Annotated in this window: 1 protein-coding gene; it reads right to left on the bottom strand. The window is 45.1% G+C overall.

Annotated elements, in window-relative coordinates:
• Window positions 1-255: EF-Tu/IF-2/RF-3 family GTPase (locus ACO0KV_RS18415; protein WP_423044613.1), on the bottom strand; the 255-nt coding region annotated here is incomplete at both ends.

Below are 255 nucleotides of genomic sequence, written 5' to 3'. Positions count from 1 at the left end.
CTTTAGACAATACATAGATCTCACCAGTAAAGTGGCTATGTGGCTTGATTGAACCTGGCTTTGCCAACACTTGACCACGCTGGATATCTTCACGCTTAGTGCCGCGCAACAATACACCAACGTTATCGCCAGCTTGACCTTGATCCAGCAATTTGCGGAACATTTCAACGCCAGTACATGTTGTTTTTACTGTGTCTTTAATACCAACGATTTCGATCTCTTCGCCGACTTTAACGATACCGCGTTCGATACGAC

Source organism: Undibacterium sp. RuRC25W (assembly GCF_049339825.1).
Lineage (GTDB): Bacteria > Pseudomonadota > Gammaproteobacteria > Burkholderiales > Burkholderiaceae_D > Undibacterium.
Note: the sequence above shows the minus strand (reverse complement) of the source record. Positions and strands in the feature narration are given on the sequence as shown.